This is a genomic window from Halorubrum sodomense, from assembly GCF_900111935.1.
Classification (GTDB): Archaea; Halobacteriota; Halobacteria; order Halobacteriales; family Haloferacaceae; genus Halorubrum; species Halorubrum sodomense.
This window is the reverse complement of the sequence record NZ_FOYN01000003.1, coordinates 709,312-728,142: the sequence shown is the minus strand read 5'-3', so window position 1 is coordinate 728,142 and position 18,831 is coordinate 709,312. Positions and strand designations below refer to the sequence as shown.

18 protein-coding genes and 1 tRNA gene are annotated in these 18,831 nt (G+C 71.4%); 12 read left to right on the top strand and 7 right to left on the bottom strand.

Translation table 11 applies throughout. The features are described 5' to 3' along the window. The first annotated feature begins 31 nt into the window (after positions 1-31). From rqcH to BM286_RS12980, 4 genes are all read left to right on the top strand, one after another. Entirely contained in the window at positions 32-2,236 is a 2,205-nt protein-coding gene (gene rqcH / locus BM286_RS12995) for a ribosome rescue protein RqcH (RefSeq protein WP_092923077.1), read from the top strand. Positions 2,237-2,312: 76 nt separating this feature from the next. Next, complete coding sequence (locus tag BM286_RS12990; protein ID WP_092923074.1) at positions 2,313-2,705, top strand: DUF5820 family protein; 393 nt, start codon at positions 2,313-2,315, stop codon at positions 2,703-2,705. A 138-nt stretch (positions 2,706-2,843) separates the two neighbouring features. Then, positions 2,844-4,343 (top strand): amidophosphoribosyltransferase, encoded by a 1,500-nt coding sequence (gene purF / locus BM286_RS12985; RefSeq protein WP_092923071.1) that lies wholly within the window; start codon positions 2,844-2,846, stop codon positions 4,341-4,343. Between the two features lie 122 nt (positions 4,344-4,465). After that, entirely contained in the window at positions 4,466-5,554 is a 1,089-nt protein-coding gene (locus BM286_RS12980) for a halocyanin domain-containing protein (RefSeq protein WP_092923068.1), read from the top strand. Between the two features lie 27 nt (positions 5,555-5,581). On the opposite strand, the gene BM286_RS12975 is transcribed toward BM286_RS12980, so the two are convergent. Next, positions 5,582-6,142 carry a DUF420 domain-containing protein gene (locus tag BM286_RS12975; protein ID WP_092923065.1) on the bottom strand — a complete coding sequence of 187 codons (561 nt, stop codon included), beginning with the start codon at positions 6,140-6,142 and terminating at the stop codon, positions 5,582-5,584. Positions 6,143-6,340: 198 nt separating this feature from the next. On the opposite strand from BM286_RS12975, the gene BM286_RS12970 reads away from it, so the two are divergent. The 3 genes from BM286_RS12970 to BM286_RS12960 all read left to right on the top strand — a co-directional run bounded on the left by BM286_RS12970 (position 6,341) and on the right by BM286_RS12960 (position 9,485). After that, a tRNA-Leu gene (locus tag BM286_RS12970) sits at positions 6,341-6,425 on the top strand. A gap of 576 nt (positions 6,426-7,001) precedes the next feature. Then, entirely contained in the window at positions 7,002-8,885 is a 1,884-nt protein-coding gene (gene gatE / locus BM286_RS12965) for a Glu-tRNA(Gln) amidotransferase subunit GatE (protein ID WP_092923062.1), read from the top strand. Between the two features lie 69 nt (positions 8,886-8,954). Beyond that, entirely contained in the window at positions 8,955-9,485 is a 531-nt protein-coding gene (locus BM286_RS12960; protein WP_092923059.1) for a phosphate-starvation-inducible PsiE family protein, read from the top strand. Positions 9,486-9,626: 141 nt separating this feature from the next. On the opposite strand, the gene BM286_RS12955 is transcribed toward BM286_RS12960, so the two are convergent. Both BM286_RS12955 and BM286_RS12950 read right to left on the bottom strand, forming a co-directional pair. Then, positions 9,627-10,199 (bottom strand): hypothetical protein, encoded by a 573-nt coding sequence (locus BM286_RS12955; RefSeq protein ID WP_092923056.1) that lies wholly within the window; start codon positions 10,197-10,199, stop codon positions 9,627-9,629. A 169-nt stretch (positions 10,200-10,368) separates the two neighbouring features. After that, the gene (locus BM286_RS12950) at positions 10,369-10,779 is read right to left on the bottom strand and encodes a 2Fe-2S iron-sulfur cluster-binding protein (RefSeq protein ID WP_092923053.1); all 411 of its coding nucleotides are present in this window, start codon (positions 10,777-10,779) and stop codon (positions 10,369-10,371) included. A gap of 115 nt (positions 10,780-10,894) precedes the next feature. On the opposite strand from BM286_RS12950, the gene BM286_RS12945 reads away from it, so the two are divergent. Then, positions 10,895-11,905: a biotin--[acetyl-CoA-carboxylase] ligase gene (locus BM286_RS12945; protein WP_092923049.1), complete on the top strand. Its 1,011-nt coding sequence runs from the start codon at positions 10,895-10,897 to the stop codon at positions 11,903-11,905. A 35-nt stretch (positions 11,906-11,940) separates the two neighbouring features. Here BM286_RS12945 and BM286_RS12940 read toward each other — a convergent pair whose 3' ends face one another. Then, a complete protein-coding gene (locus BM286_RS12940; RefSeq protein ID WP_092923046.1) occupies positions 11,941-12,552 on the bottom strand; it encodes a universal stress protein in 612 nt (203 codons plus the stop codon). Between the two features lie 122 nt (positions 12,553-12,674). Between BM286_RS12940 and BM286_RS12935 the strand changes: the two genes are divergently transcribed. The 4 genes from BM286_RS12935 to ptsP all read left to right on the top strand — a co-directional run bounded on the left by BM286_RS12935 (position 12,675) and on the right by ptsP (position 16,391). Then, positions 12,675-12,932 carry a DUF5789 family protein gene (locus tag BM286_RS12935; RefSeq protein ID WP_092923043.1) on the top strand — a complete coding sequence of 86 codons (258 nt, stop codon included), beginning with the start codon at positions 12,675-12,677 and terminating at the stop codon, positions 12,930-12,932. A 99-nt stretch (positions 12,933-13,031) separates the two neighbouring features. Beyond that, positions 13,032-14,234: a redox-regulated ATPase YchF gene (locus tag BM286_RS12930; protein ID WP_092923040.1), complete on the top strand. Its 1,203-nt coding sequence runs from the start codon at positions 13,032-13,034 to the stop codon at positions 14,232-14,234. Between the two features lie 97 nt (positions 14,235-14,331). Beyond that, entirely contained in the window at positions 14,332-14,676 is a 345-nt protein-coding gene (locus BM286_RS12925; RefSeq protein WP_092923037.1) for an HPr family phosphocarrier protein, read from the top strand. Next, positions 14,673-16,391: a phosphoenolpyruvate--protein phosphotransferase gene (gene ptsP / locus BM286_RS12920; protein WP_092923034.1), complete on the top strand. Its 1,719-nt coding sequence runs from the start codon at positions 14,673-14,675 to the stop codon at positions 16,389-16,391. Before BM286_RS12925 ends, ptsP begins: the two co-directional genes overlap by 4 nt. A gap of 29 nt (positions 16,392-16,420) precedes the next feature. Here the strand turns inward: ptsP and dhaM are convergent, their stop codons facing one another. From dhaM to dhaK, 3 genes are read right to left on the bottom strand one after another with little or no spacing between them, the layout of a single operon-like run. Then, entirely contained in the window at positions 16,421-16,822 is a 402-nt protein-coding gene (dhaM, locus tag BM286_RS12915) for a dihydroxyacetone kinase phosphoryl donor subunit DhaM (RefSeq protein WP_092923031.1), read from the bottom strand. Then, positions 16,822-17,559 carry a dihydroxyacetone kinase subunit DhaL gene (gene dhaL, locus BM286_RS12910; RefSeq protein ID WP_092923028.1) on the bottom strand — a complete coding sequence of 246 codons (738 nt, stop codon included), beginning with the start codon at positions 17,557-17,559 and terminating at the stop codon, positions 16,822-16,824. The genes dhaM and dhaL overlap by 1 nt, the downstream gene beginning before the upstream one ends. Then, the gene (gene dhaK / locus BM286_RS12905; protein WP_092923026.1) at positions 17,556-18,554 is read right to left on the bottom strand and encodes a dihydroxyacetone kinase subunit DhaK; all 999 of its coding nucleotides are present in this window, start codon (positions 18,552-18,554) and stop codon (positions 17,556-17,558) included. The genes dhaL and dhaK overlap by 4 nt, the downstream gene beginning before the upstream one ends. Between the last annotated feature and the right edge of the window lie 277 nt (positions 18,555-18,831).

Genomic DNA, 18,831 nt, shown 5'->3' with positions numbered 1-18,831 from the left:
CCTTTTTCCGGCCCGGCGGTGTCTTTCGAGTATGGACCAGAAGCGGGAGCTGTCGAGCATCGACCTCGCCGCGCTCGTCACCGAGCTCAATCGGTACGAGGGCGCGAAGGTCGACAAGGCGTACCTCTACGACGACGACCTGCTCCGGCTGAAGCTCCGCGACTTCGACCGCGGCCGCGTCGAGCTCATGATCGAGGTGGGCGACGTGAAGCGCGCGCACGCCGCGGACCCGGACCACGTCGCGGACGCGCCGGGTCGCCCGCCGAACTTCGCGAAGATGCTGCGCAACCGGATGTCGGGCGCCGACTTCGCGGGCGTCGAGCAGTACGAGTTCGACCGCATCCTCACCTTCGAGTTCGAGCGCGAGGACCAGAACACCACGCTCGTCGCCGAGCTGTTCGGTCAGGGGAACGTCGCCGCGCTCGACGAGACGGGCGAGGTGGTGGGGTCGCTCTCGACCGTCCGGCTCAAGTCTCGGACCGTCGCGCCCGGCTCGCAGTACGAGTACCCGGCCTCCCGGCTGAACCCGCTCGACGTGAGCTACGGCGGGTTCGAGCGCCACATGCGCGAGTCGGACAGCGACGTGGTGCGCACACTCGCGACCCAGCTGAACCTCGGCGGCCTGTACGCCGAGGAGGTGTGTACCCGGGCCGGCGTCGAGAAGGAGACGCCGATCGAGGCGGTGACCGACGACCAGCTCGGCGCGCTCCACGACGCGCTCGCACGGATCGACGAGCGGCTCCGCTCGGGCGACGTCGACCCCCGCGTGTACGAGGAGTCGGTCGACGGCGAGGGAGGCGAGGCGGGAGACGACGGGTCGGATCCCCGCGTCGTCGACGTGACGCCCTTCCCGCTCGCGGAACACGAGGGCCTGCCGAGCGTCGGGTTCGACTCCTTCAACGCCGCCGTCGACGAGTATTTCTATCGGCTCGGGAACGAGGCTAGCGAGGAGGGCGAGGCGCCCGCCGACGCGGGCGCGTCCCGCCCGGACTTCGAGGAGGAGATCGCCAAACAGGAACGGATCATCGAACAGCAGGAGGGCGCGATCGAGGGGTTCGAGGAGCAGGCGCAGGCGGAACGAGAGCGCGCGGAGCTGCTGTACGCCCACTACGACCTCGTCGACGAGGTGCTCTCGACCGTCCGAGAGGCACGCGAGAACGAGGTGCCGTGGGCGGAGATCGCAGAGACGCTCGACGCCGGCGCGGAGCGGGGCATTCCGGCCGCGGAGGCCGTCGTCGACGTCGACGGCGGCGAGGGGACGGTGACCGTCGAGCTCGCCGAGGCGGACGACGCCGACGGCGGCACGACCCGCGTCGAACTCGACGCGAGCGAGGGCGTGGAGGTCAACGCCGACCGCCTCTACCGGGAGGCGAAGCGCGTCGAGGAGAAGAAGGAGGGCGCGATGGCGGCCATCGAATCGACCCGCGAGGAGCTGGAAGCGGTCAGGGAACGGAAGCGGGAGTGGGCGGAGCAGCAGGCCGACGACGAGAGCGGCGGCGACGGCGGCGAGGGCGCGGACGGGGAGGGCGACGACGAGGCGTACGAGACCGACTGGCTCTCGCGCTCCTCGATCCCGATCCGGAGCCCGGACGACTGGTTCGAGCGGTTCCGCTGGTTCCGCACGTCCACGGGCTACCTCGTCATCGGCGGGCGCAACGCCGACCAGAACGAGGAGCTGGTGAAGAAGTACATGAGCAAACACGACCGGTTCTTCCACACGCAGACGCACGGGGGGCCGGTGACGATCCTCAAGGCGTCTGGCCCGTCGGAGTCGGCCGACCCCGTCGACTTCTCCGAGGAGACGCTGCGCGAGGCCGCGCAGTTCGCCGTCTCCTACTCGTCGGACTGGAAGGACGGCCGCGGCGCGGGCGACGCGTACATGGTCGAGCCGGACCAGGTGTCGAAGACCCCCGAGAGCGGCGAGTACATCGAGAAGGGGAGCTTCGTGATCCGCGGCGACCGCACCTACTTCGAGGACGTGCCCTGCCGGATCGCCGTCGGCGTCCAGTGCGAGCCGGTCACCCGGGCAATCGGCGGGCCGCCCTCGGCCGTCGTCGACCGCGCGGCCGCGCACGTCACCTTCGAGCCGGGGATGTACGCGCAGAACGACGCCGCGATGATGGCCTACCGGAACCTCAAAGAGCGGTTCACCGACCAGTCGTTCGTCCGCAAGGTCGCCAGCGCGGACCTGCTCCAGGAGTTCCTCCCGCCGGGCGGGTCGGACATCGTGGATTGAACGGGTCGAGCTGACTGACGGCAAAGCCGATCGCCCGAGCGCGACGTTTTCAAGCCTCCGCGACGGAGGAGGGCGCATGGCCTTCGAATCGCTGCCGGAGGGGTGGCGGCTGTGGAACGAGGAGCCCAGCGGGCGGGCGATCCTCGTCTACCGCCCCGACGTCTTCGGGAGCGGCGACCTCCCCGACGAGTGTCTCCCGACCATCTACCTGACGAACGGCGCCCGGAACGCCCGGCCCGGATCGGGCCAGTACGCGACCGAGGAGTGGCACGTCGTCCTGTTCTTAGAGCCCGAGATCGAGGCGGTCGCGGAGACCTACGGGAGCCGTGAGGACGGTGCTGCCGGCGCGGTCGACGTCGCGGAGCGGTTCGTCGCGGGCGAGGTGGATTACCGGGGTGCGTACCAGGTGCCCCGAGAGGACTACTTCGCGCGCCTCGACGAGTTCGTCGGCGGCGAGGAGACGCCCTGACCGCCGTCTCCCGGACCGCGTGACCGCGCCGCGACTATCCCTTGATTATACACGTTCGCGCATAGTTCGAAGCGAAAAGCGGGGGGATACGCCACGAACACGAGGATTTTTATCGCCGCCCGCCCGACCCTCGCGTACATGAACGCCGGTGGGGACTACGGCGGCGACGAACCGCGGGAGAAGTGCGGCGTCGTCGGCGTCTCGCTCGCGGACCGGGAGGCCGCGCGACCGCTGTACTACGCGCTGTACGCGCTCCAACACCGCGGCCAGGAGTCGGCCGGGATCGTCACGCACGACGGGTTCCAACAGCACAGCCACGTCGAGCGCGGCCTCGTCGGCGACGCGTTCGAGGAGGGGGACCTCGCGTCGCTGTCGGGCGGCACCGGCATCGGCCACGTGCGCTACCCGACCGCCGGCAGCCTCGACAAGAGCTGCGCGCAGCCGTTCTCCGTCTCCTTCAAATCCGGCTCGCTCGGCCTGTCGCACAACGGCAACCTCGTGAACGCCGACGAGGTGCGCGAGGAGCTGGCGGCGGCGGGCCACGCGTTCACCTCCGACGGCGACACCGAGGTGATCGCCCACGACCTCGCGCGTAACCTCCTCGAAGAGGACCTCGTGCGGGCGGTCAAGCACACGATGAACCGCATCCACGGCTCCTACTCGCTGGCGATCACCCACGACGACACCGTGCTGGGCGTCCGCGACCCGCTCGGTAACCGCCCGCTGTGTCTCGGGAAAATCGACGGCGGCTACGTGCTCGCCAGCGAGTCGGCCGCCATCGACACGCTCGACGGCGAACTGATCCGCGACGTCCGCCCCGGCGAGCTCGTCGTCTTAGACCCCGACGGAACCGGCTACGACACGTATCAGCTGGTCGAGCGCGACGCGACCGCCCACTGCTTCTTCGAACACGTCTACTTCGCGCGCCCCGACTCCGTCATCGACGAGAGCCTCGTGTACGAGGTGCGCCGGAAGCTCGGCCGGAAGCTCTGGGAGGAGTCCGGCGTCGAGTCCGACGTGGTGATGCCGGTGCCCGACTCCGGGCGCGCGTTCGCCTCCGGCTACGCCGACGCCGCGGGCGAGACCACGGCCGACGGCGAGCCGCGGGCGGCGGACGACGGCGGCGTGGAGTTCGCCGAGGGGCTGATGAAGAACCGGTACGTGGGCCGGACGTTCATCATGCCCACGCAGGACGAGCGGGAGCGCGCGGTCCGGCTGAAGCTGAACCCGATCCGCTCGACGGTGGAGGGGAAGTCGGTCACGATCATCGACGACTCCATCGTCCGCGGGACGACCTCGACCCAGCTCGTCGAGCTGGTGCGCGAGGCGGGTGCCGAGGAGGTCCACCTCCGGATCGGCGCGCCGCCGATCCTCGCGCCCTGCTACTTCGGCATCGACATGGCGACGCGCGACGAGCTGATCGCCGCCGACGCCTCGACCGAGGAGATCCGTCAGGAGGTCGGCGCCGACTCGCTGTCGTACCTCTCGATCGACGCGGTCGCGGAGGCGCTCGGCGAGAGCCGGGCGGACCTGTGCCTCGGCTGCGTCACCGGCGAGTACCCCTTCGACGTGGAGGGAGAGGCGACCGACCGCGACGTCGACGCGCCGGTCTCAGGGGCGACGCCGGCGGACGATTAACTCCCGAACGCCGGCGGACGATTCGGAGCCCCCTCGGACGCGACCCCGCACACGTTCGGCGCCGCTCCGACCGCTCGGGACGTATCGGGGGCTTAAATACGCTCACGGTCAGACGTGGGGACATGACACGGAACGCCGACGCCGCCGAGGACGCCGCCGCGTCGATGAGCCGCCGCGGGTTCTTCCGCGCCGGGGCCGCCGGGGCGGCGGTCACCGCGGGAGTCGCCGCCGGCAGCGGGACCGCGGCCGCCCAGTACGGTGGCTGGCTCGACGGCGTCAGCAACTACGACGGCACCCACGACTACCGCGGGCAGGACGAGGTCACCGTTCAGGTCGGCGCGGGCGAGAACGGACTCCGGTTCGGTCCCGCCGCCATCCTCATCGACCCGGGCGCGACCGTGGTCTGGGAGTGGACCGGCCAGGGCGGCGGTCACAACGTCGTCGCGCAAGACGGCACCTTCGACAGCGGGTCGGCGGTCTCCGAGCAGGGGACGACCTTCGAATACACGTTCGACAACGCCGCGGACGGCGACACGTTCAACTACTACTGCGGCCCGCACCGGGCGATCGGGATGAAGGGCGCCGTCGCGGTCGGCTCCGTCGACGACGAGCTCGTCGACCCGCAAGCGGGGGGTAGCGGCGGGTCAGGCGGGTCGGGCGGATCCGGCGGCGAACCGGCCGGATACGGGGACTGGTTCGCGAACGTCGGCAACTACGAGGGGACGCGCGACCTCCGCGGGCAGAGCGAGGTCACCGTCTCGGTCGGCGCGGGCGAGAACGGCCTGCGGTTCGATCCGCCCGCGATTCTGGTCGACCCCGGAACGACGGTGATCTGGGAGTGGACCGGACAGGGCGGCGGCCACAACGTCGTCGAGGAGAACGGTACCTTCGACAGCGGGGAGCCGGTCTCGGAGGCGGGAGCGACCTTCGAGTACACGTTTGCGGACGCCGGCGAGGGCGACGTGTTCCGCTACGTCTGCGAGCCCCACCGGGCGGTCGGGATGAAGGGGGCCGTCGCGGTCGGCGCCGTCGCCGACGACCTCATCGGCGGCGACGGCGGTGACGGCGGCTCTGGCGGCGGGGGCGGCGGGAGCGGCCTCTCCGCGAGCGACATCGGCACGCTGGCGCTCGGCTTCGGCTTCGCCGGCGCGCTCCTCGTCCCGCTGTTCTACGCTGCACACAAGAAGGCCGAGCGGAACCGGACCGCGTAGCAGACCGAACCGAACCGTTCTCGTCGTTCAGTACAGGTGATACAGCATCAGGTACACGCCGATCCCCATCGTAAAGGAGATCAGCCAGAGGACGGCGCCGACCAGTCCGACCTGCGAGTGGCGGGTGTGGTAGATCTCCTCGTACGGCCGGGTCGCGGCGAGGAAGAGCGCGTGGAAGACGAACGGGACGCAGACGATGGCGAGCAGGATGTGGATCGCCAGGAAGGGGAGGTAGACGTACGAGTAGACGAGCTCCGGCCCGGGGAACTCGGTCGTCCCGACGTGGACCAGCCGGTAGAGGTACGCGCCGAGGAACGCGGCGAACAGCGCGAACGAGGTCACCATAAAGTTCCGGTGGCGCTCGATGTTCCCCCGGGAGATGGCACGCCAGCCGAGCAGGATCGTCGCGATGGCGGTGAGGGAGACGGCGGCGTTGAAGTGCGGGATCGCGGCGAGGACGGCGTCGCTCGCGCGCGGGAGGAGCGAACTCGGGATCGCGCCCCCGACCGCGCCGAAGACGAGCGCGAGCGCGACGACGGAGGCGACGGCGGTCAGGACGGAGACGTTCTCGCGGGCCCAGTCGGACATACTCGTGGGGTGGAACGCGACCCCCAAACGCGTGCCGGTTGCGGTCGAGGCGTGCCGGTTGTAGTCGGCGCGTTCCGCTCGCGGTCGCCGCGCCGTCGCTCGCTCGACCGCCGTCTGCGAAACCCCGCCACGGTCCCGCCGAATGGAAGGGCTTTTAATTAGGGGAGAGGTACGTGGAGACGCGACAGAACACCGCGAGCGTGGGTAGCCAAGCCAGGCCAACGGCGCAGCGTTGAGGGCGCTGTCCTGTAGAGGTCCGCCGGTTCAAATCCGGTCCCACGCATCGCACGGGGTACACCCCCACGATGTACGGTGTTGTCTACACGACAGCACCCACGCACAATTCCTTTCGACCGCTACGCGACGAGCGACAGCTACGATCGGAATGCCGTGGTCCTGAACACCGCCAAAGCTCCAGCCGTTCGCTTATAAATTGTTGCTCGCAGATCGGCGGCGAACACCGCCAAAGCTCCAGTCAGTCGTTTATAAACTCCTGCCCGCGGATCGGTGGCGAACACCGCCAAAGCCCCAGCCGGGAGGGCGGCGCACACTCGTTGCGCTCCTCGCTCGCGCTGCTCGCTGTGGTGCTTACGTCGTCTGCGCCGCCCTCCCGGCTGCCCCTTTGCGTCCCACCCCGCACCGCACAGCACCGCGGCCTCACGCCTCCCCAGCCTCGTCGGTGGCCCTCCGCTTCGCTCCGGACCACCGACTCCCTCGCGCGTGCTACTCGCGGCCTGTCGGCCGCTCGCAGGCACGCGCCACCGCACCTGTGGTTTATAAATAGTATCGACGGTCCGGATCCTATGTCGTTCGCGCGAACTGCCACCCTTTTAGTCGCGCGCCGTCGGAGTGTGGCGTAATGAGTACGGACGCGACCCCCGAGTACGACTACGAGGAGCTGGGGCTCGTCGCCGGGCTGGAGATCCACCAGCAGCTCGACACCGAGACCAAGCTGTTCTGCGACTCCCCGACTGTCGAGCGCGACCCCGAGGAGTCCGACCGGTCGATCACCCGCAAGCTCCACCCGACGAAGAGCGAGTTGGGCGAGCTCGACGACGCCGCGATGGAGGAGAGCCGCGTCGACCGCGAGTTCACCTACCTCGCGTACGACACCACCTGCCTCGTCGAGGAGGACGACGAGCCGCCGCGGCGCGTCGACGGCGAGGCGCTCTCCGTGGCGCTCCAGATCGCCGACCTGCTCGACCTCTCGGTCGTCGACCAGGCGCACGTCATGCGGAAGCTCGTCATCGATGGCTCGAACACCTCCGGCTTCCAGCGCTCGATCCTCCTCGGGCAGGACGGCGAGATCGAGACGGAGTCGGGGTCGGTGTCGGTCGTCGACCTCATGCTCGAAGAGGAGTCCGCGAAGCGCGTCGAGGAGACCGACGACGGCGTCGTCTACTCGCTCGACCGCCTCGGCGTCCCCCTCGTCGAAATCGGGACGGGCCCGGACATCCGGAGCCCCGAGGGCGCGCGCCAGGCCGCCGAGCGCATCGGGATGCTGCTCCGCTCGACGGGCGCGGTGAAGCGCGGCCTCGGCACGATCCGCCAGGACGTGAACGTCTCCATCGAGGAGGGGGCCCGCGTCGAGGTGAAGGGCGTCCAGGACCTCCAGGGGATCGAGGACATCGTCCGCGGCGAGGTCGGGCGGCAGGCCGAACTCTTGGGGATCCGCGACGAGCTCCGTGAGCGCGACGCGAGCGTCGGCGACGTCGCCGACGTGACCGACGTCTTCGCCGACACGGAGTCGGGGGTCATCCGCGGCGCGCTCGACGCCGGCGGGAAGGTGACCGCGGCCCCGCTGTTCGGCTTCGACGGGCTCGTCGGCCGCGAGATTCAGCCGGACCGCCGGCTCGGGACCGAGCTCTCGGACCACGCGAAGCGCCACGGCGCGGGCGGCATCTTCCACACCGACGAGCTGCCGGCGTACGGCGTCACCGAGGCGGAGGTCGACGCGCTCCGCGACGCGGTCGGCGCGGGCGAGGGCGACGCGGTCGCCATCGTCGCGGCCGACCCCGAGACCGCCGACCTCGCGATCGAGGCGGCCGCCGAGCGCGCCGAGACCGCCATCGAGGGCGTCCCCGAGGAGACCCGCGGCGCGAACGACGACGGGACCACGCGCTACCTTCGGCCGCTGCCGGGCGCCGCGCGGATGTACCCCGAGACGGACGTGCCGCCGGTCGAGCCCGACCCCTCGGACGTGGAGACGCCGGAACTGCTCGACGAGAAGGCGGCGCGGTACGCCGACGAGTTCGGCCTCGACGCGGGCCTCGCCGAGCAGGTCGCGTTCGGCCAGCGGTTCCCGCTGTTCGAGGCGGCGGTCGAGCGCGGCGTCGACCCCACCTTCGCGGCGTCGACGCTGGCGTCGACGACGACCGAGATACGGCGCGACGGCGCGCCCGTGGAGGCGCTCAGCGACGACCACTTCCTGGCCCTGTTCGACCTCGTCGAGGACGGCGACCTCGCGAAGGAGGGGGTCCCCGAGGTGCTGACGACGCTCGCGGAGGACCCCGAGCTGTCCGCCGCGGAGGCCGTCGAGGAGGCGGGCCTCTCGGGCGTGAGCGAGGACGAGGTCCGCGAGGCGGTCGCGGAGGTCGTTGAGCGCAACGCCGACCAGATCGAGGCCGAGGGGATGGGCGCGTTCTCCGGGCTGATGGGCGAGGCGATGGGCGCGCTCCGCGGGAAGGCCGACGGCGAGGTCGTCTCCGACGTGTTGCGCGAGGAGATAGGCAAGCGCTCGTAGCGTGCGCTGGGTCGGTTAGGCCCGCTCTTTACGTGTCGGGAGGACCTGCTTCGCCACGAGGGAATCCAGATGGCAGACTCGCCCCCGGCCGACCCGCCGGACGACCCGTCCTCGCCGGACCGGACGCCCGACCCGTCCGTCGCGAAGGCGCGCGGCGACCGCGTCTCCGCCGCGACGAACCGCTTCATCCACGGCGTCGAACTGGCCGCGGCGGCGCTTTTCGCCCTGCTCTTCGGCATCGGCGTCGTCGATCTCGCGATCCAGATCGCCGAGTCCGTCCCCACCGGCGCGATCACCGACCCGAACACGGTTATCGGCTTCATCGAGACCGGCCTGCTGCTGCTCATCATCGTCGAGGTGTACGAGACGGTCGTCGCTTACATCGAACAGAGCGACACTCGACGGATCGTCAGACTGGTGATATACACCGGCGTCATCGCGATGGTCCGGAAGGTGATCATCTTCCGCACCTCCGAGTACGCCTCGACCGAGGGGGCGCTGTTCGCAGCGGTGTCGTACACCGTCATCATCCTCGGACTGGTGGCGCTCTTATACGTCGAGCGCTCCGTCGGGTCCTCGTTGGTTCCGGACCCGGAGTGAGCTCGGCCGTCAGCCCGTCAGCGCCTCGGTCGGCGTGTCGAGGTCGGACAGGCCTTCTCGATGACTCCCCCCTCGCGGGGGTCGTTCGGCTCCAACGGTCGGCGCGTTTCGAACCCCCTGAGCCGAGTCGTGTGCCCTCGTTCACCCCTCGATGTCCTGACTCAGCCCCGCACGGAGGTCGCGACCGAAGTAGTGCCCGAGCAGCGCGAGTACCAATCCGACGCCCCCGCCGACCGCGAGGAGCGGGAGCCCCCACTGCGAGAGGTAGTCGATGCCGATCGGGAGGAACCCGACGCCGAGGACGCTCGTCACCGCGCTCGCCGCGCCCGCCGCGGCCCCGGCGATCCCCGTCTCGACGTACCGGCGCGTCGACAGGGCGAGGCCGAGCAGGAACGCGGCGAGGAACACGCCCCCCGCGGTGCCTATCGTCCCGCCGATGAGCGGGATCAGGCCGCCGATGAACACCCCGATCGCGACCGCGACGAGCGCGAGCGCGAAGGCCTTCCCCGAGAACCAGCGCCCGGAGACGCCGATCCGGCCGGAGCCACCGGTACTCCCGGTGCCCCGCGCGGTCTCGCTGCCCGTGTCGGTCGCCGCGGCGCCGCCGGAATCGGCGCCGGACTCCCCCTCGCCGCCCGCGAGGTCGTCGTCGAGGAGGTCGTCGAGGTCGTCCATCGGGTCGTCGGACGACTCGCGCTCCTTGGAGGGTTGCATACCGGACGGTTCGGGCCCGCGGACTTGGCTTTTGTGCCGCGGCGGGCGCCCGTGTCGCCTCGCGCCGCAGTAGACGCCAGTGCCGCCCGTCGCCGCGCGGTCGCGTGTGACGCGCTACCGTTCGCCGTTTCACCGGAAACGAGGTGTGGGGGCCCTCGGCTCGCCGCGCTCAACCCCCTTCGTCCGAGTCCTCTCTCTCGGCCCGCGTGTCGGCTCGCCGCCCGCCCCACACGCGCTTGTCGACGAGCCCGACCGTCATCGGTCGGTCGACCGAAATCTGACAGGAGAGCCGTGGGTAACCGAACCGGTCGGCGAGGCGGTCGTGCCAGTGATCGGCCGGCGGTCCCTCGCGAACGCGGACGCCGCAGGTGGCGCAGAGCCCCCGTCCGCCGCAGTTGAGGCGGCGCGTCGCGGGCGCGTACGGCGACAGGCCGGCGTCGAGGAGGACCCGGCGGAGGGTGCGACCGCGCTCGGCGTCGATCTCGACGCGGTCGTCGCCGTCGACGACGGTGAGCCGGACCGTCTCGGCCCCGTCGGTCGGCCGGTCGTCGCCGCCACCGCCGCCGTCGCGGTCGGTCATCACGGCCCCTTCGCGCGCCGGACACAAAGCCTCCGGGGCCCGACTGAGCCTCCGGGGCCCGACTGAGCCTCCGAGACCCGGAACGGCTTTCGGCGCGGGCGTCGGAACGGGCGGTATGGACACGCGGCGCGCGCTGTTGGACGCCCTCGCGGCCGACGACGGTCCGGTCTCCGGCCCCGCCCTCGCCGACTCGCTCGGCGTCTCACGGGCGGCCGTCTGGAAGGCGGTCGAGGGGCTCCGCGAGGAGGGGTTCGCGATCGGGTCGACGCCGGACGGGTACGTGCCCCCCGACGATCCTGGCTACTCCGGGCCGGGCATCGCGTTCGGACTCGACGCCCCCTACTCGGTGGAGTACCGCGATCGGATCGCGTCGACGAACGAGCGGGCCCGCGAACTCGCGGGAGCGGGGGCCGCCGACGTCGCCGTGGTCGCCGACGAGCAGACCGGCGGGCGGGGGCGCCTCGACCGCGAGTGGGTGGCGCCGAGCGGCGGCGTCTGGCTGTCGGTCCTGACCCGCCCCGACGTGCCGACCGCGCGGGCGCCGCTGTTCACCCTCGCGGCCGCGGTCGCGACGACCGACGCCGCCCGCGAGGCCGGCGTCGACGCGCACATCAAGTGGCCGAACGACGTGCTCGTCGGCGGCGAGGAGGACGCTGAGGGTGACGTTGGCGAGGGACACGACGGCGCCGACCCGGAGGCGACCGGGCGCGGTGGTCGAAAGCTGGCGGGGATCCTCACGGAGATGGAGGGGGAGGCCGACCGCGTCGGCTGGCTCGTCGTCGGCGTCGGGGTCAACGCGAACATCGTTCCGGAGACGCTGCCCGCGGGCGCGGCGTCGCTGTCGGCGGAGCGCGGGGAACCGATCGACCGGCGGCGGTTCGCCGCGACGCTGCTCGAACGCTACGCGGCGCTGACGGCGTCGCCCGCGGCGCTCGACGGGGTCCTCCCGGCGTGGCGCGAGCGGGCGAGCACGCTCGGGCGGCGCGTCCGCGTCGAGGCCGCGGACGGGGTCGTGGAGGGAACCGCGGTCGACGTCGCGGGGCCGGGCGCGCTCGTGGTCGACACCGACGAGGGGCGGCGGCGCGTCCACGCGGGCGACTGCGAACACCTCCGCGACGCGGAGTGACTCGGGACGGCGGAGGCGCCGGCCGCTGCGTCCGCCTACCCGGTTTCCGTCGCGTCGGAGACCGAGCCGTCCGCGTCGGTCCCGGCGGCGCCCGTCTCGCCCGCGCTCGTCCCGCTCGCGGTCGCGGACTCCTCGTCGCCCGCGGAGCCGCTCGTGTTCGCCGATTCGGTCGCGCTCTCCGATTCGGCGGCGCTCGGCGGCTCCTCCCCGTCGCCGATCCGGACGGTCAACACCGGGACCGACGAACCGCGGACGACCTTCTCCGCGACGCTGCCGAGGAGCAGCCTGTCGATCCCACCTCTCCCGTGGGTCCCCATCACGACGAGGTCGCAGTCCGCCTCCTCGGCCTGCGTGATGATCTCGCGGCTCGGCGACCCCTCGACGACGGCGGTCTCGACGTCGACGTCGCGGTCCGCGGCCAGTTCCCGCACCGTTTCGAGGGCGGCCTCTCCGTCGTCGTACAGCAGGTCGCCGACGCCTTCCCACGTCGTTTCCATCGGCATTCCGGCGTACCGCGCGGTGTCGACCACGTAGATCGCGCGGACCGAGGCCCCGTGGACCGCGGCGAGGTCGAGCGCGTGGCACACCGCCAGCTCCCCCTCCGAGGAGCCGTCGGTCGGAACCAGGATTCGGTCGTATAGGGGCATGTTCACATATAACGTGTCACCGACAGCGGATAACTCTTTACAGTTTTTGCTGGTTCCTCGCCGGTATCCGTCGAAGCGGTACCAGGGCGCGCGTTTATGCCTCGTCCCGCCGAGGGGACTGTATGTCCGACGAGATCAACCTCTCCCGGCTCGAACCGACGCTCGAGGATCACGCGTACCCCGCCGACCGGGAGGCGCTCGCCGAGTCGTTCGCCGGCACGACGGTGCTGTTCGCCGACGGCGACGCCGACCTCGGTGACCTGCTCGCGGACGTCGACCAGGACACCTTCGAGAGCGCCGCCGACGCGCACGCCGCGCTCCAGAACGTCCTCCCGATCGAGGCGCTCGGCGAACCGGGACAGTCCGACGGCGACGCGTAACGGCGCTCGACCGGTCCTCGAATCTCGCCCCTCGTCACCGCTCCCCACGCCACGGCGCGTCTCGCATCGCTTTTTACCGCGGATCGCGCACTGGTGGTAATGAGCTACCGGATCGGACTCGTCGGCAAGCCCTCGGTGGGGAAGTCGACGTTCTTCAACGCCGCGACCATGAACGACGTGCCGGAGGGCGCGTACCCGTTCACCACCATCGACCCGACCGTCGGCGAGGCGTACGTCCGCGTCGACTGCGCAGCGCCCGAGTTCGACGAGACGTGTACGCCGAGCGTCGGCGTCTGCCGCGAGGGGACGCGGTTCGTCCCCGTGAAGCTCGTCGACGTCGCCGGCCTCGTCCCGGGCGCCCACGAGGGGCGCGGGCTGGGCAACCAGTTCCTCACCGACCTCAACGAGACCGACGTGCTGATCCACGTCGTCGACTTCTCGGGGAAGACCGACATCGAGGGCGAGGCGACCGAGGGCCACGACCCCCGCGAGGACATCGACTTCTTGGAGGCGGAGCTCGACGCCTGGTACCTCGACGTGTTGGAAAAGGGCGTAGAGAAGTTCGAGACGCGCTACCACGGCGCGGACGCCGCCATCGAGGCCGAGCTCGCCGACCAGATGTCCGCGTTCGGCATCGACAAGGACCGGATGAAGCGCGTCATCCTCGCCGAGGGGCTCGAACTCGACCCCGAGACGTGGGACGAGACGGACCGGACCGAGCTGGCCCGCGAGATACGGAAGCGGACGAAGCCGATGGTCGTCGCCGCCAACAAGATGGACACGCCGGAGGCGCAGGCGAACTGGGAGGAGATAACGACGGACCCCGACTACGACCACCTATCCTTCGTCCCCTCCAGCGCCCACGCGGAGAAGGCCCTCAAAAACGCGGACGAGGCCGGCGTCGTCGACTACACCCCCGGCGAGAGCGGCTTCGACATCGTCGGCGACGTCTCCGGCGAGCAGGAAGCGGGCCTCGATCAGATCGCGGAGTTCGTCGGTGAGTACGACGGGACCGGCGTTCAGGGCGCGCTCGAAGCGGCCGTCTTCGACGTGCTGGGCTGTATCGCGGTCTTCCCCGGCTCCGCGAACGGGAGCAAAGACGAGAAGGGGGTCTTCCGCGACTGCTTCATCCTCCCGGCGGGGTCGACCACGGAGGACTTCGCGTACCACATCCACTCCGACATCGGCGAGGGGCTCCTCCACGGTACCGACTGCCGGAGCGGGCGGCAGGTCGGGACCGACCGCGAGCTCTCCCACCGCGACGTGATCGAGCTGGTCTCGACGAAGCAGGCGGCGCCCTGAGTGGCGGCCCGTCCGCTCGCTCTCGCTCCCCGGCCCTCGTAGCCGAGTCCCCGGAGACCCCGATCAGCTATTACCCGCCGGGGTCCAACCCGTCCCTATGGAACGGACCGTCACGGTCGAACCCGAGGCCGGCCTCCACGCGCGGCCCGCCTCGAAGCTGGTACAGACGGCGAACCGATTCGACGCCGACGTGTCGATCGGGCGCGACGACGACGGCGACGACGGCCTCGTCCGCGCCGACAGCATGCTCTCCGTCAGCGGGCTGAACGTCGAGCACGGCGAGCCGGTCCGCGTCGTCGCCGAGGGCCCCGACGCCGAGGCGGCCCTGGACGCGGTCTGCGATCTGCTCACGAGCCCGGTCGAGGACGCGGCGGAGGAGGATGACGAGACCGACGGCGAGGACGAAACCGACGGCGGCGACGAGGCGGAGGGCGCGCCGTGAGGACGTTCGACGGCGTCGGCAGCACGCCGCGCTCGGGGGTCGGGACGGCGCGCTGGTACCGCCCCGACGCCGACCTGACGCTCCCCGACCGACCCGACCCCGAGTCGGTCGACGTCCACGCCGAACTGGACCGATACGAGGCGGCCCGGGACGCCGTGCGGGAGGCCCTGCGTGATGCCCGCGACCGGACGGCCGAGCGCGTGGGCGAGGAGGAGGCGGCGGTGTTCGAGGCCCACGAGGGGTTCCTCGACGACCCGACGATCGTCGAGGACGTCGAGGCCGCCGTCCGCGAGGGGACGCCCGCGGCGCACGCCGTCGCGGACCGGTTCGACGAGGCCGTCTCGCAGTTCGAGGGGATGGAGGGCCGGATGGCCGAGCGCGCCGACGACCTGCGCGACGTCCGCGACCGGTTGCTCCGCGCGCTCCTCAACCGCGAATCCGGCGGGTCGACCGCCGCCGACCTCGCCGCGCTCCCCGAGGGGACGGTCCTGCTGGCGGAGCGGCTCACGCCGAGCGACACCGCCGCGCTCGACCCCGACGCGGTCGCCGGGATCGCGACGGTCGAGGGGGGCCGCACCTCTCACGCCGCGATCATCGCGCGGTCGCTGGCGATCCCCGCGGTCGTCGGCGTCGGCGAGGCGCTCGAATCGGTCGCGGACGGGGAAACGGTCCTCGTCGACGGTGAGGCCGGCGAGGTCGTCGTCGACCCGGACGAGGCGCGCCGCGACGCGGTGCGGGAGGCGGGTCCGGACGCGATCCGCGAGCGCGTCGAGACGGCCGACGGCCGGCCGGTCGAGGTCGCCGCCAACGTCGGCGGCGAGGCCGAGCTGGGGCCGGCGACCGAGCGCGGCGCGGACGGGATCGGGCTGTTCCGGAGCGAGTTCCTCTTCGTCGACCGCGAGGCGCCGCCGAGCGAGGCGGAGCAGTACGAGGCCGTGAGGGCCTCGCTGTCGGCGTTCCCCGACGACCGCGTCGTCGTGCGGACGCTCGACGTCGGCGGCGACAAGCCGATTCCCTACCTGGTGCTCCCCGACGAGCCGAACCCGTTCCTCGGGCGGCGGGGGATCCGGCTGTCGCTCGACGAGCACGACGACCTCTTCGAGACGCAGCTCCGGGCGCTGCTGCGCGCCGCGGCGACCGACGCCGGCGACGGGCTCGCGGTGATGTTCCCGCTGGTCACCCGCGTCGAGGAGGTCGAGCGCGCGGTCGCGACCGTCGAGTCGGTCGCCGACGACCTTGCGAGCGAGGGCGTCGACCACGCGGTCCCCGAGCTGGGCGCGATGGTCGAGACGCCGGCGGCGGCGTTCCTCGCGGACGCGCTCGCCGAGCGGCTCGACTTCCTGAGCGTCGGGACGAACGACCTCGCGGGGTACGTGATGGCGGCCGACCGCGGCAACGACGCGGTGGCAGAGTACCACGATCCGCTCCACCCGGCGGTGTTGCGCGCGCTCGACCGGACGACCGCGGCCGTCGAGGGGACCGACGCGTGGGCCGGGATGTGCGGCGAGATGGCCGGCGACCCGGCGCTGACGGAGCTGCTCGTCGGGCTGGGCTTCGACGAGCTCAGCATGAGCGCGGTGACGGTGCCGGACGTGAAACGCCGGGTTCGCGAGGTCGAGTTCGACGACGCCCGGTCGCTCGCGGCCGACGCGGTCGCCTGCGAGACGCGCGGCGAGGTGCTGGACGTGCTTGGCCTCGACGACCGCGAATCGTAGGTCGAACGGAAGCGACGAAGGGTCGCGGCCTACAGCTTCTCCATATCGCGCGCCGCCTCGGCCTGCTCGCGAACGGACTCCATCGTGGCCGACGGGTCGGTGGCCGCGACCGCCGCGTTGACCGCGCCCTCGAGGACGGGGGCGTCGGCGATTACCGCCTCCGCCTCGCTCAGTTCGACGGCGACGTCCGCGTTCATCACCGCGCTGCCGAGGTCGACGAGGACGACGACGCCGTCCGCGTCGGCGGCGTCACTCCCCTCCCCGGCCGCGGCGTCGATGGCGTCCTCGATGGCGTCGGGGACGGTGCCGATCCCGCCCTTCCCGTCGCCGCCGACCGGCTCGATGCGGGTGTCGCCGGCCATCTCGGCGGCGACCTCCGCGATCCCCTCCGCGGCGCGCTCGCTGTGCGAGACGACGACGATCCCGACCATCAGTCGTCCTCCGAGGCCGCCGCGGAGCCGTCCTCTGCCGCCTCGTCGGGGTCCTCGTCCGGGATCGTCGGCGACGAGGCGTCCGTCTCCGGGACCTCGACGCCGAGCCGGTCCGCGGCGACGTCGAGGACCTCTTCGAGGATGAACAGGGTGCTGGTCGCCCCCGGGTCCTGGTGGCCGACCGAGCGCCAGCCGAGATACGAGGCCCGGCCCTTCCGGGCGCGGATCGGGACGGTGAACGCGACGCCGCGCTCCGCGGCGTCGACCGCCTTCGCGAGCGCCTCGATCGGCTCCAGGTCGTCGACCTCGATCGACTTCTTGAACGCGTGGACCGCGGGCGTCAGCGCGTCCACCATCGTCTGGTCGCCGACGCGCGCGTCGCCCCGGTCCTCGACCTTCTCCAGGTACGTCTCCGCGAACGCGACCGCGGTCTCGGGGGTGATCCCCTCGTCGAGCTCGCCCGCCGCGAACACGAGCGACCCGCCGAACAGCGGTCCGGAGGCGCCGCCGACCTCGGCCATCAGCGTCTTGCCGACCGTCTTCGCGACGGTCTCGGCGTCCGGGTCGTCGAGGTCGCGCGCGGCCTCGGCCGCCGCGGCCCAGCCGCGCGCCATGTTCCCGCCGTGGTCGGCGTCGCCGATCGCGGAGTCGAGCTGGGTCAGGTGGTCCCGCTCGTTCTCGATGCGCTCGGCGATCGCCTCGACGGCCGCGACGACCGCCGCGCCGTCGTCGCTCATTTGACGGTCAGCGCCGGCGTGTCGGCCGGCGCGTCGAACAGCTCCTTCAGCTCGTCGTCGACCGCGCACACCGTGATCGACGCCCCGGCCATGTCCAGCGATGTCATGTAGTCGCCGACCCAGGCGTCGTACGTCTCCAAGCCGCGCTCGCCGAGCAGCTCCTGCAGCCGGCGGTTGAGGACGAACAGCTCCATCTGCGGCGTGGCGCCCATCCCGTTGACGACCGTGAGCACCTCCTGTCCCTCGTCGAGGTCGAGGTCGTCGAGGACCGCCTCGGTGAGGTGTTCGGTCACCTCGTCCGCGGGCATCGCTTCGGTGCGCTCGGTGCCCGGCTCGCCGTGGATCCCGATGCCGAGCTCGATCTCGTCGTCGCCGAGGTCGAAGGTTGGCTCGCCCTTCTCCGGGGTGACGCAGGAGGTGAGCGCGGTGCCCATCGTGCCGACGTTGTCGACCACCTTCTCGGCGACGCGCTTGACCTCCGAGAGGTCGGCGCCCTGTGCGGCCTTCGCGCCCGCGGCCTTGTGGACGAGGATCGTCCCGCAGACGCCCCGGCGCCCGGAGGTGTACAGCGAGTCCTCGACGGCCACGTCGTCGTTCACCACGACGCTCTCGACCTCGACGCCCTCCATCTCCGCGAGCTCGATGGCGGTCTCGAAGTTCATCACGTCGCCCTCGTAGTTCTTGATTATCGCGAGGACGCCGTCGCCCGCGTCGCAGGCGCCGATCAGTTCCTCGAACTCGTCGGCGGTCGGCGAGGAGAACACGTCGCCCGCGGCCGCCCCGTCGAGCATGCCGTCGCCGATGTACCCCGCGTGCGTCGGCTCGTGGCCGCTGCCGCCCCCGGTCACCAGCGCCACCTTGTCGTCGACCGGACCGTCGTCGCGCACGAGCACCTGCGTGTCCGGCAGCCGCCGCAGGCGGTCGGGATGCGCCGCGGTCATCCCGTCGAGCATCTCGTCGACGACGTCGTCCGGATCGTTGATCAGCTTCTTCATGATCGTTGGTAACATCTCGTCCGGACCGGTTAAACGTAGTGGCACCCCCCCGGAGTCGTCGCCGCTTTCTCCCGAGGGTCGTCACGCCTGACATCGGGGTCAGCACACAGCCACGTTGAGCGGGAGGGTATGGAACAGACGGACAACGTCGAACGAACGCGGACCGACGCTGCCGGCGAGTCGCAAACGGACGACCCCTGGGGTTCGCCGGCTTTGACATCCTCGCCGCGCTAAAGCGCGAGGCTTTCGCCTCGAATTTTCCGTATCACCGGCCGTG

What these genes read in the sequence shown, in the direction of transcription:
- dhaM (WP_092923031.1), bottom strand. Translation starts at nt 16,822, where the DNA reads ATGGTCGGGATCGTCGTCGTCTCGCACAGCGAGCGCGCCGCGGAGGGG.
- BM286_RS12950 (WP_092923053.1), bottom strand. Translation starts at nt 10,779, where the DNA reads ATGACCGACCGCGACGGCGGCGGTGGCGGCGACGACCGGCCGACCGAC.
- rqcH (WP_092923077.1), top strand. Translation starts at nt 32, where the DNA reads ATGGACCAGAAGCGGGAGCTGTCGAGCATCGACCTCGCCGCGCTCGTC.
- BM286_RS12945 (WP_092923049.1), top strand. Translation starts at nt 10,895, where the DNA reads ATGGACACGCGGCGCGCGCTGTTGGACGCCCTCGCGGCCGACGACGGT.
- BM286_RS12930 (WP_092923040.1), top strand. Translation starts at nt 13,032, where the DNA reads ATGAGCTACCGGATCGGACTCGTCGGCAAGCCCTCGGTGGGGAAGTCG.
- dhaL (WP_092923028.1), bottom strand. Translation starts at nt 17,559, where the DNA reads ATGAGCGACGACGGCGCGGCGGTCGTCGCGGCCGTCGAGGCGATCGCC.
- BM286_RS12955 (WP_092923056.1), bottom strand. Translation starts at nt 10,199, where the DNA reads ATGCAACCCTCCAAGGAGCGCGAGTCGTCCGACGACCCGATGGACGAC.
- purF (WP_092923071.1), top strand. Translation starts at nt 2,844, where the DNA reads ATGAACGCCGGTGGGGACTACGGCGGCGACGAACCGCGGGAGAAGTGC.
- dhaK (WP_092923026.1), bottom strand. Translation starts at nt 18,554, where the DNA reads ATGAAGAAGCTGATCAACGATCCGGACGACGTCGTCGACGAGATGCTC.
- gatE (WP_092923062.1), top strand. Translation starts at nt 7,002, where the DNA reads ATGAGTACGGACGCGACCCCCGAGTACGACTACGAGGAGCTGGGGCTC.
- BM286_RS12960 (WP_092923059.1), top strand. Translation starts at nt 8,955, where the DNA reads ATGGCAGACTCGCCCCCGGCCGACCCGCCGGACGACCCGTCCTCGCCG.
- BM286_RS12940 (WP_092923046.1), bottom strand. Translation starts at nt 12,552, where the DNA reads ATGCCCCTATACGACCGAATCCTGGTTCCGACCGACGGCTCCTCGGAG.
- BM286_RS12990 (WP_092923074.1), top strand. Translation starts at nt 2,313, where the DNA reads ATGGCCTTCGAATCGCTGCCGGAGGGGTGGCGGCTGTGGAACGAGGAG.
- BM286_RS12975 (WP_092923065.1), bottom strand. Translation starts at nt 6,142, where the DNA reads ATGTCCGACTGGGCCCGCGAGAACGTCTCCGTCCTGACCGCCGTCGCC.
- BM286_RS12925 (WP_092923037.1), top strand. Translation starts at nt 14,332, where the DNA reads ATGGAACGGACCGTCACGGTCGAACCCGAGGCCGGCCTCCACGCGCGG.
- BM286_RS12935 (WP_092923043.1), top strand. Translation starts at nt 12,675, where the DNA reads ATGTCCGACGAGATCAACCTCTCCCGGCTCGAACCGACGCTCGAGGAT.
- BM286_RS12980 (WP_092923068.1), top strand. Translation starts at nt 4,466, where the DNA reads ATGACACGGAACGCCGACGCCGCCGAGGACGCCGCCGCGTCGATGAGC.